Origin of the sequence: Gordonia sp. ABSL11-1 (assembly GCF_030315685.1) — a bacterium.
Taxonomy (GTDB): domain Bacteria; phylum Actinomycetota; class Actinomycetes; order Mycobacteriales; family Mycobacteriaceae; genus Gordonia.
Map to the genome: position 1 here is coordinate 1 of NZ_JASXSI010000047.1, position 10,143 is coordinate 10,143.

Sequence of the window (10,143 nt, forward strand, 5' to 3'; positions counted from 1 at the left end):
TCGAATATGCGCATCAGTGACACAAGCTGCCGGACGCGGTGGTGGGCGGAACTGAAGAGTTGGTCGACCGCCTCGCCTCTGAGGCCCGCTCTGAGGGTTCTGTTGAACTGGTAGAGACAGGCTGCCAAGTATGCCGGCCTTGCCTGTGGCGTCGGGGATGTCGTCACTGCTGGCAGTGGTACAGACGCTTGCCGCGCCACGATTGCCGGTTTGGGTAGTGTCGCCGGCGGGTGAGAGAGGCGGTGCAGCGGGTGCCGCGATACCGATGCCCGGCGTCAATGTGGTGGCAGCCGGCGTTCTCGGCGCGGGTGGCGCGTGGGCGCTCGGTTGGGTTGGTTCTGAGATAGGTAAGGCGGTCTGCTGTTGAGTCGCGCTCATGTCACTGACGACGGCGGCTGGGACAACGTGCGAAGCAAGACCGGCGCGCTGGGTATCGTCATCGCGCTGCTCGCTGTCTTCGGAGTGTTCTGGTCCTACCACGGGATTCGTTCGCTGGTGGAGCTTCGGCCGCTCTACGTCGTGTTCTATCTGTCGGCGTCTCTCGGCTGTTCGGTCATCGCGGGTCTGGTCGTCGTCGTCATGCGGCAACGTCAGGCGAACAGCACTGCCGCGAGGACGGCGGTGTCCGTGGCGGGTGGCAAGACGACGTTCTCCGTCTCGGGAGCGTTGCGCTGGGGGTACTGGGTGGTCTTCGGGCCAGCGGCGGTCGCGGGTACTGCACTGGCGGTGGGGATGTGGACAGACACCTTGCAGTTCCCGATGAGCGACGGTTTCGCGGCGGTACTACCGATCGTCGCTCTCGCCCTCGCGGTCTACTCTGTCGCAGCACTGGTTTGGTTGGGTCTGGGATATGCACGCTTCCCGCGCGTTGAGTGCACCGCCGACACCCTATCGGTGCAGGGGTTCAAGGTGCGCCAGCAAGTTCCCTGGTCGGACATCGTCGCCGTCGAACCTGTCGGAACCAACAACCTCTCGGTGATGCTCGAGATGGCTGACGACACAAGCGCAGACGTCACCACGAACTGGGTTGGTCCGTTCGCGCCAAGTCTGGCGGAGCTGCACCGGTCGATCGTGATCCCCGCCGACCTGTTTGCCGTCGGCGCCGGCCAGCTGTTCGACTTCCTGTGCTTCTACGCCGCGAATCCCTCGGCACGGCCAGAACTCGACGATGGACGTGCAGTAGGACGTCTTCGGTTGCGCTGAGCCACGCTGCGAAGATCGACGGCTTCCTGAACGTCTTGAGCGATCTTGCCGTGAGTCGGCAGGTGATCGTGTTCTCGCACGACGATCGACTGTCGAGCGCGATTCGCCAGCAATCAATCGATGCGCCCTCATCGAGGAGGCTGCACTGGCCGCCAGGAAGGCCGAGCGGGACGCTGCCGCGTCGGAACTGCGTCGGCGATTCAATGAGACTGCGCCCAGCGCGTCGGAGGAATGGGAGCGAAATCAGGAGACTGCCGATCTCTGGGACAGTGTGTTGCAGGGCAGATGCACGATCTTGCGGAATTGTTAGAGCCGGGACACCGGTTCGATGCCATCGTCGTGGACGAACCCTGGGTGTCCCAGTAGGACGGTTGTGGCGAGGCGACTGGGGATCTGGAGCGCTACTCGTCCCCCTGGTCATTCAGTGGATTGACCGCGGCTGACCTGTACAAGCTTCGCGCTAGAGTTGCTGGGGGATCTCTGCCATACACGGGGATGGGGGAAGTGTGAAGATCGATCCAGATGTGGTCTATGAGCTCGGCAAGCAGGTGTGGCGTAGCTCGGACGAACTTGCGGCGATGCACATCGACTCTGCGTTCATGACTGCCGCCGCGGGATGCCATGGAAGCGATCTGCAATCGGGACTGTCTCGAAGGGCGCACGAACAACAGGAGTACCTGCGTTCAATGGCGTCGCACCTGGACTCGTTGGGTTCACGTATCAAGTCGGCCGCCGACGAGCTGAGGCGTGCCGACGACGAAGCTGGGTCGGACATCAACCACATCCGTCACTGACGAATCATGAGCATCGGAATCTCCCAGGTCGAGTCCTGGGACCTGACCTCGTTGAGTACGTCCGCAACGGACTTGCGTTCAGGCTCTGGCACTCTTGGTGCTCAAGCAGCCGCTGTCATCAACCAGCTGGGAAGTCTTGATACGAACTGGGACGGAGAATCGCGTACCGCCGCCGAGATCGAGACACGAGACCGAGCCGGGGCGACCTCGAGGAGCGGGCACAGCGTTGGTCGAGAGCTGCGGACATTCTCGACACGTCTGTCCAGCAAATCGGTCTGTTGAAGTCGGAGCTGGTCGCCACAGCCAAAGACCCGTTTCTCAGCTCGATCTTCACCTTCGCCGACGACGGAGCCGTCTCCGTCTCACCATCGCACTTGGCGCGCTTGGCCACCACGTACGCAGACGATCCAGAAGGTTATCGACAGGCGAAATTGTCGGCCGAGAACTCAGCCGCGCAGCTCCAGAACAAAATGCAAACGCTTCTGAGGTCGATCGACGTTGCCACCCAGATGTACGACTGGCAGGTGGAGAACGCCTTGTTGGGAGTATCAGACGCGCAGAGACCTTTTGTGCCACGCGTTCCGCCACGTCCCCCGAAGCCGTCGGGGCAGTACGAGGAAGCCAACAAGGCCGGTGCGGGACCCGAAGACTACAACTCGAAGGATGTTCCGTTCCTCGAGGGGCCGGACCTGCAGATCATGCGCCAGTCATTGAAGATACTGCTCGCTACCGCCGATACGCCGGTGTCGGAAGAGCTTCTCGATCATTACTTCGGAAACTCTGGCAAGCCGTACGAGATGAATGTGGACGCAATTTACCGCGATGTGCCAGGTTTCGGCGCCCATGCAACACGATCCGCCGAAGCGGCGGCCGCAGAGGCGCGCACCTATATGCCAGCCGGCTACACAGGCCCGGTCGCGTTCTCCACAGATTACGGGTCGACGGTCGGCGATCAGGAGCAGACATATCAGATCTCGAAGGATGAGAACTTCGACTATTGGGGTGCGCTGCACAATATCTCGTACGCCACGACAGGTGTGTCGTACTCGAGCCCCGGGGGTGGTCAGACGCTGGACTATCAGACGTCGATCTACGACTACTACAATTTCGAGCCGGGCACGGACATATTTCCGCCCCTCGACATCACTGATCAACGTTTCATCAACAACTATCACCTCTATGGTTGGGCGCAGAACTATGACGTCACTGGAACATCGAGTACACGGCACTCAACCGGAGGTTGATATGCGGAGGGCAATCGCTGCAATCGTCGCCGCTGTCGCAGTACTTCTGCTGGGAGGTTGTGGTGACGACTCGCCGACTCCAGCCGATGCGGCCGAGATCATCCAGGTGGACGTTCCGGCATCCGCGCAGAATGTTCAGTCCGCAGTGGACTCTGGACGTGACGGCACTTTCGTCAACCTGGAGTTCACAATTCCAACAGACCAATGGACTCAATACGCGGCGAACTACCCGACGATATCGTTGACTCGCAACAAGGGATCCTGCGTTGAGTGCTCACACTTCTCTCGCGAGGAGAAACTTGGAAAACCGTACTATCACGGCAGCGATGAGATCGTGGTGGATGACAACGGGGGCCACAGCTCACAGCGGAAGCTCATCGCCATCCCAGATGGGGCGACGAATCGAACATGGATTGTCTGGTCGAACAGCTGAACATTGTCTGGGGTGTGTGCTCGGTGCGCAGAGCATTTGTTCTGGCGCGCGAGAATTGTCGGCTAATCGGTGGGCCATGAAGTGACCGCGGACGCGAACCCAGAGGAGTGCTCGCCTCGAGTAGATCCACTGAGAGTGGTCGCGGCCGTGCTGATCGGGTCGCTACTGCCTCTCATTGCCGTAGGCACCTGGGGCCTCGGCGCGATTCTGTTGGCAGTTGCGCCAATTGCGCTCGTGGCGGGGGCCAAGAACCGAACGTTCTGGGCATCGGTTCTCTGGGGTGAGGTGGCCGTCGCTGTTGTCGGCGGCATCTGGGCGTTGCTGCTGTGGTGAGCGCCGAAACGCCCGAGCGACGCGCGCAACCCATCGCCTGGTGGTTCGCCCCAGCGGTTGCGTTCGGTCTCGCCATCGTCGTCAGCGTGGTGTTTCAGCAGACGGTCAGCCGAGACAGCTTCGCCCCACCGGGGATCGCCCTGCTGGCATTCGTTGCGAGTGGACCGCTCGCGTGGCTTGATCAAACGGGCCGGCGCGAATTCGGTGCGATCGCGAGAGCTGTCGTCTGGATCGTGGCAGCCTCGTCGCTGGTGATTGCTGTTGTACTGCTTCCGGTGGGGGGATGGTGATGGGCGGTTTCGGCGAGCTGTGAGGTTCAGAGCTACCAAGGAAGGGTGACTTCGAGCGATACTCTCTTGCTGTGTCCGACAATTGGATTGAGTTCTTTTCTCTCGATGCGGATGAGCAAGGCGCCGCCCAGCTCATCGATGCTCAGGTGCAATGGCTTCTCGATCGCGAGATCATTGCGCACGCCGCCAGCCCCGATGAGTTTCTCGGCGCATACCGGGAAGGGCCTCGTCGCGTTGACGCATTCGACATGGCAGCGATTCCCGACAGCATCACTGCGGATGGTAAGCAGACACTGTTTGATGGTGTCCGAGTCGAAAAGGGCTGGCAGGTCTCACACAACATCGATGGGTTTGAAGGACCGCCCTGTCCGATCTGCGGTTCCTGGATGGCCACCGACGTCGCGGGCGACGCCCTGCGGCGGTGGTACGTGTCGCAGGTCGAACCCGAGGTCGAGTGCGCGAACTGTGGTCATGCCGATCTTCTCGGCAATTGGCCACACAAGTTCGCAGGCTACGCGAACTACGCGTCGCTCTTGTTCGTCAACAGCTGGCCGCTGTCGCCGCAGTTCGAACGTGAGCTACTCGGGCGAATCGGGAATCGTCCCGGAGTGGTCTACGTACGGCTGTGACTAACACTGCCAGCGGAGTCCGTCCGACGTCTGACGGCACGTAGCCCGGCCGTCTGTCTGGAACACGATGGCGCGCGCCCCGAGCTGCGGACAGGGTGCGCCGAGCTTCACCTTGGGCGCACGGTGGATTGCTTTGGGTTCCCATATCCCGTTCAGGCCCGAGCAGTACATCGTTCCGTCGGCCGAGTCCGTCCCGATCTCGTGCGGGTAGCAGGGCCCGCCGTCGCTGGATTGATGATGGATCCGCGTGGGCGGGGCCGGCGCCACGCGCGCCCAGCACGGCGACGGCGGCGAATGCGAACACTGCAGATCTCATGACTTCGGTCCTTGATGTGTGACGCGGGGTGATCCCATGCAACCCGACTGGTAGTAGAAGTCTTGGATCGTCGCGCTGTTGTACCTCTGATCGGACAGCGCGTGGCTGATCAGTCGCGCCGCAGCGCAGTACCGACCGAGGTGACTGTTCAGCGCCCGCGTCGCCTGGACGGCGGTCTTGTAGCCGGCGGCGTACTCGATGGCCTGGTCGTGGGAGAGCCTGTTCATCGTGAGATCGCGGTACGCGTACTCGGCGACTTCGATATCACTGCTCGCGTCGGTGACCGAACCATTGAGCTCGAGCGGGGAGACGGCTTGCGCCACGGCGGTTCCGCTCAGAGTTGCAGCGGCGGCAACAGCGATGCCGGCGATCCAACGTTTGACGACGATCACGATTCACACTCCCGGGCGAGCAACAACTCGAACTTGGCGAGTGTCCCATGCTGGTACGACGCCGAAACACAGTTCGGGTGTCGTTCATTCAGTTGAAAGTCGCGCACGCAGTGGGAGAGGAGTTTCTCTCCTCATGCACCTTGGCTCTCGCCTCGGCAAGCCCCGGTCACGGAGTACCCGCGTGACCAAACCCAACGTCGACTGCGCGGATCGTCGCCTCCCGCGCCGCAGACCGCGCATGTTCATCGAAATCCGGTGCACAGCACATGAACAATGTGGTGCCAGCGTGGCCGCCCAGCATGCAAGCAAACACTCCGGTGCCGAGATCGATCTGGTCGACGATCTCACCACCCTCGCGAACCCAGATCACACGGGCACCCACGGCGTCGGCGATCCAGAGGCAACCGTCGGCATCGAGTCCGCACCCATCGGGTGCGACGACGGCCTGAGGCAGGGCTTCAGCCAGCACGCGGGTCGTCGGAGGGGCTCCGAAGCGGGCCCAGTCCCGACGTTCGCCCAGGGTGCCGTCCGGATTGATCGTGAATGCACTGACCCGATTGCCGAACGTCTCGTCGACCAGCAGCGTCGAACCATCGGGCGTGACCACACTGCCGTTCGGGAAGTGCAAACCAGAGGCGACCGACGTGACGGTCCCGTCGGGGTCGATCCGCAGTAGATCTGCGACGTCGAGGTCGGCGCCCGCCATCAGGTCGAACCCGAAGTTGCCCAACCAGGCTCGTCCCTGATCGTCGACCACCATGTCGTTCGGGTGTCCCGTGACGTGCTCACTCACATCCGCGTGCACCTCGACCGAACCATCTGCCTCGACGCGCAGAATCGTCCGATCCTTCATCGACACCACCAGTAGCCGGCCGTCGGGCAGCCAACCGAGACCCGACGGCTGCGCCGGCACCTCGAGTTCGGTCCGCAGATCGGAGCCATCCTCGTTCACCGAGTTCACCGTGTGGGTGTAGAAGTCGACGAACCAGAGACGACCGTCATGCCACCGTGGGCACTCGGTGAAGGTCATGTCGGCCACCACGGTGCGGATCTCAGATGCGCTCATGGTCCGACTATATGATCCGTCTGAGGCTGTCGGGCCCTAAGCGCGCCAATTCAGTTGCTGCAGAGCAAGTTTTGCAGGCGAAGTTGGCGGCCGTGTACGGTCTCACCCACCCCGCCTGCCCGGCGAACCCGGCAACCCCGGAACACACGTCACCGCAAAGCAACCCGGATTCCCCTGCAGCGGGGCTCGCAACGGCTTCGACCCACACGCGATCACCGTGCAGTCCTTCGGCGCATACGGTCCGACACCGAGCGCACCGAGTGCCACGTTCGGGTCGGCGAACTGCACGGGATCGAAGTTCAGGTTCATCGTCGGCTGATACGGACCAAGAGCTGGGAGTCGTGGAGCTCGGAATGCGGCGGCGAGTCGTCGGAAGAACTCATGGTAGAGCTCGCTGTTGAGGCTCGCGCTCAGCACGGTGCCCGGGTCGGGGGAGACGTCGCCGAGGAAGCCGTTCCAGCTCACCAGTAGACCGAGGCTCGGGACGATGAAGTTGTTCTGCTGGAGAAAGCCCACCATCGCGTAGGCGTCGGACGGTAGGCCTTCGAGAGGCGCGAGGTTCGAGGTCTGTCGCGATGGGAATGACGGCCCGACACACGGAGAGCTTTTGACCCAGAACAGATATCCGTAGCATCGATTGGCCTGTGACGGAGTGCGCAGTTGTCGGATGTACCCGGAGTCGATGATCCGCTTGCCGTGCCACAGACCGTCGTTCAGCATGAGCAGTCCCAGCCGCGAGTAGTCGGCGGGCGGCATGAAGAGGAAGGCGTAGCCGTAGGTGTTGCCGCTGCGGTCGCGGGTCCAGAAGTAGTCGCTCTTCTTGATACCCAACGGGCCGAACAGGTTCCGCTGCGCGAATGCCTGTAAATCCTCGCCAACGGCGTGCTGCACCACGTAGGCGAGCAGGTCGGGGCCGTGCTGGGTGTACTCGAAGAACGTGCCCGGGCGATGCTCGACCGGCAGCGCGAGTGCTTCCTTGCCGATGTTGGGGTCGACGTCGAGGCCGGCGGTCAGCGCTTCGCTGATGATCGATTGCTTCAGCCCCGACGTCTGCGTGAGCAGATCGCGCACAGTGATCGCGGCGTGCGCCTTGTCCACCTCGTCGGCTGGGAGGTAGCGCGCGATCGAGGCGCCCAGATCGAGCTTGCCCTGCGTGTACGCGATACCCGCCAGCATGGACACGACGCTTTTGGTGGAGCTGAACAGGTTCCACGGGGTGTTGCCGGTCAGCGAGTTGAGCGGCCCGGTCCCGACCAGACAGTTGTTGCGGAACACCTGGATATGGGTGCGCATCCGCGACGCGGCGAACGCGATGGCGTCGTCGAGGCGCTTCTTGTCCAGGCCGACCGCCGATGGGGCAGCGGTCTGCGGATTACCGGAGCCGGACGGTTCGGCGCACTGCTGCTGTTGCTGAGGGCCGACGGGAGCGGCATGGCCCTCGCCCGGGGAGAGGCCGACGACCATGCCGACAGCAACGAGAAGTGATACGACGAGCGCCGCCAGAAGGCGACGGCCGGGAACACCCCGGAGACGAACGCGACCGACCATGAGAACCCCCTCGATGCCGCGGTGCACCATCTCGGATGGTGGCACGTCAGCTCCGCCAGGGTCAGCAGTTCACGAGTACCTGCTGGTCAGACGAACGAGAGCGAAGCGGAGCATCACCCAGCCGCCTGCCGGATCACCCCCGCCACCGCCGCCGGATGCGAGACCAGCGACGCGTGCGACGACGCGATCTCCGTCGTACGGGCACGTATCCGCTTGGCCGCGTCGCGCTGGGCGGCGGGCGGAATCACCCGGTCGTTCGCCGACACGACGTACCAGCTCGGGGTCTTTGCCCACGACGGCCGACCGCCGAGTTCGAGGTTGGCCGATGCCGCGAACGACTTCTGGTGGGCAAGCATCGTCTTGATGGTGGCGGGGCTGACGTCTTGGGCGAAGATCTTCGGGAATGCCGACGCCTCGATGTAGGCGTCGAGGTTGTATCCGCCGACACCCGTCGAGTCCCGCACGACCTTGAGCTGCAGCGCGGGCGGCAGCAGCTGGCTACCGGGGTACTGCAGCGGGTTGATCGCCGACGCGATCGGCTCGCCGGCGCCCGGGGCGAACGCAGCGACGTACACGAGCCGCGTGACCTTCGGGTCGTGGATGTTGGTGATGACGGCGCCGCCGTAGGAGTGCCCGACGAGGACGACCGGACCGGGCAGTGAGCGGACGGTGCGGTCGACCACCGCGGCATCGTGGGCCGGGCCACGTAACGGATTGTCCACGGCCACCACGCGATAACCGTCTCGCCGCAGGATCGACGCAACGCCGTCCCAACTCGTCTTATCGGCGAACGCACCGTGCACCAGCACGATCGTCGGCCGCGGCGCCGCTTGTGCGGTCGGCACAGCGCACGTCAGCGTGATGCCGATGGCGCAGAGAGCAACAGTGAGCGGCACCAGCAAGCGGCTCAGACGTCGGAACATTGGCATTCTCCTCGGATCGGTGATCGAGCTACGCCTTCGGATCGATGCTATGCGCTGTGAGGAAGGCGAGGGCGTCGGTCGCGAGTTCCTGCCAGCCGTGATCGGCGGAGAGGCTGTGCCCGCGGTCGGGGTAGAGCTTGAACTCGGTCGGCGACGAGCTGCGCTTCTGCACCTTGTACCCGGCCTCGACGGTCGACGCCGGCACCGTGCGATCCTTCCCGCCCGCCATCATCAGCAGAGGACCCTCGCGGCCCTCGAGATCGATCGCCGCCGGACTGTGCCGCTGGAAGTTCGCGAACGCCGCCTCGAACAGCGGGCGGCACGGCGACGGAATGGCGAACTCGGCGAACAAGGCGTCGGACTCCGCTCGGTCGACGGCGCTGGCGAAACCCGCGTGAAAAGTATCGGCGGTGTGCGCCCACGTCTTGTGTCGCAGGCCCGGGTGGGCGAGGACGGGCGACGCGGTCTTCAGTTGAACGAGTGGCGGCGGCTTCTTCACGCCGCGGAAGGCGGCCGGCGCGATCGCCACGCACGCCCGCGCGAATCCGCCGGCATGCAACTTCTGCGCGATGAGCCCGCCGAACGAATGCCCGATCACCACCGGCGACGCGGGCAGCCCGGTGATGATCTCTTCGTAGTGCTTGGTGATCGCCTCGATGCCGACATCGTCCTGCGTCGAGGCGTCCGCGCGAGTGTCCGCCGGAGTGGCGGCCTCTCCTGGCCAGCCCGGGGCGACGGGCGCGAAACCGGCGTCGGCGAAGAACGTCACCCACGGGTCCCACGACGACGCGTGCAGCCACAGGCCATGCACGAACACAACAGGTAGGGCGTTCGGGGATGATGTCATCGCAACCTCCGGGATGCTGAGCTCGACCGCGTCCGATGATCTGGGGACGTTACTCGCAGGAACCGCGTTGCGCTGGGCATATGGGCGTCGCCGATCCGGCGACACCCACACAGAGGTTGCCGCTA

General features: G+C 63.6%; 12 protein-coding genes. 7 read left to right on the plus strand and 5 right to left on the minus strand.

Annotated features, from left to right (window positions below):
- Positions 1–405 precede the first annotated feature (405 nt).
- The 7 genes from QSJ19_RS25950 (at position 406) to QSJ19_RS25980 (ending at position 4,926) form a co-directional block, all read left to right on the plus strand.
- Complete coding sequence (locus tag QSJ19_RS25950; protein WP_286323938.1) at positions 406–1,203, plus strand: hypothetical protein; 798 nt, start codon at positions 406–408, stop codon at positions 1,201–1,203.
- Positions 1,204–1,709: 506 nt separating this feature from the next.
- Positions 1,710–1,997: a type VII secretion target gene (locus tag QSJ19_RS25955; RefSeq protein ID WP_286323939.1), complete on the plus strand. Its 288-nt coding sequence runs from the start codon at positions 1,710–1,712 to the stop codon at positions 1,995–1,997.
- A 278-nt stretch (positions 1,998–2,275) separates the two neighbouring features.
- Complete coding sequence (locus QSJ19_RS25960) at positions 2,276–3,241, plus strand: hypothetical protein (protein WP_286323940.1); 966 nt, start codon at positions 2,276–2,278, stop codon at positions 3,239–3,241.
- Between the two features lies 1 nt (position 3,242).
- Entirely contained in the window at positions 3,243–3,674 is a 432-nt protein-coding gene (locus QSJ19_RS25965) for a hypothetical protein (protein WP_286323941.1), read from the plus strand.
- Between the two features lie 135 nt (positions 3,675–3,809).
- Positions 3,810–4,007: a hypothetical protein gene (locus QSJ19_RS25970; protein ID WP_286323942.1), complete on the plus strand. Its 198-nt coding sequence runs from the start codon at positions 3,810–3,812 to the stop codon at positions 4,005–4,007.
- Positions 4,004–4,297, plus strand: a complete 294-nt coding sequence (locus QSJ19_RS25975; protein WP_286323943.1) for a hypothetical protein — start codon at positions 4,004–4,006, stop codon at positions 4,295–4,297. The genes QSJ19_RS25970 and QSJ19_RS25975 overlap by 4 nt, the downstream gene beginning before the upstream one ends.
- A 71-nt stretch (positions 4,298–4,368) precedes the next feature.
- Positions 4,369–4,926: a hypothetical protein gene (locus QSJ19_RS25980; RefSeq protein WP_286323945.1), complete on the plus strand. Its 558-nt coding sequence runs from the start codon at positions 4,369–4,371 to the stop codon at positions 4,924–4,926.
- A 312-nt stretch (positions 4,927–5,238) separates the two neighbouring features.
- Here QSJ19_RS25980 and QSJ19_RS25985 read toward each other — a convergent pair whose 3' ends face one another.
- From QSJ19_RS25985 to QSJ19_RS26005, 5 genes are all read right to left on the minus strand, one after another.
- The gene (locus tag QSJ19_RS25985; protein ID WP_286323946.1) at positions 5,239–5,634 is read right to left on the minus strand and encodes a hypothetical protein; all 396 of its coding nucleotides are present in this window, start codon (positions 5,632–5,634) and stop codon (positions 5,239–5,241) included.
- A 166-nt stretch (positions 5,635–5,800) separates the two neighbouring features.
- Positions 5,801–6,700, minus strand: coding sequence for an SMP-30/gluconolactonase/LRE family protein (locus QSJ19_RS25990; protein ID WP_286323947.1), 900 nt, complete (start codon positions 6,698–6,700; stop codon positions 5,801–5,803).
- Positions 6,701–6,802: 102 nt separating this feature from the next.
- Positions 6,803–8,293, minus strand: a complete 1,491-nt coding sequence (locus QSJ19_RS25995) for a serine hydrolase domain-containing protein (RefSeq protein ID WP_286323948.1) — start codon at positions 8,291–8,293, stop codon at positions 6,803–6,805.
- Between the two features lie 68 nt (positions 8,294–8,361).
- On the minus strand, positions 8,362–9,171 hold the full coding sequence (locus QSJ19_RS26000) for an alpha/beta fold hydrolase (protein WP_286323949.1): 810 nt from the start codon (positions 9,169–9,171) through the stop codon (positions 8,362–8,364).
- A 28-nt stretch (positions 9,172–9,199) separates the two neighbouring features.
- Positions 9,200–10,143 (minus strand): alpha/beta hydrolase (locus QSJ19_RS26005; protein ID WP_353507182.1); only part of this gene is annotated, 944 nt, incomplete at its 5' end.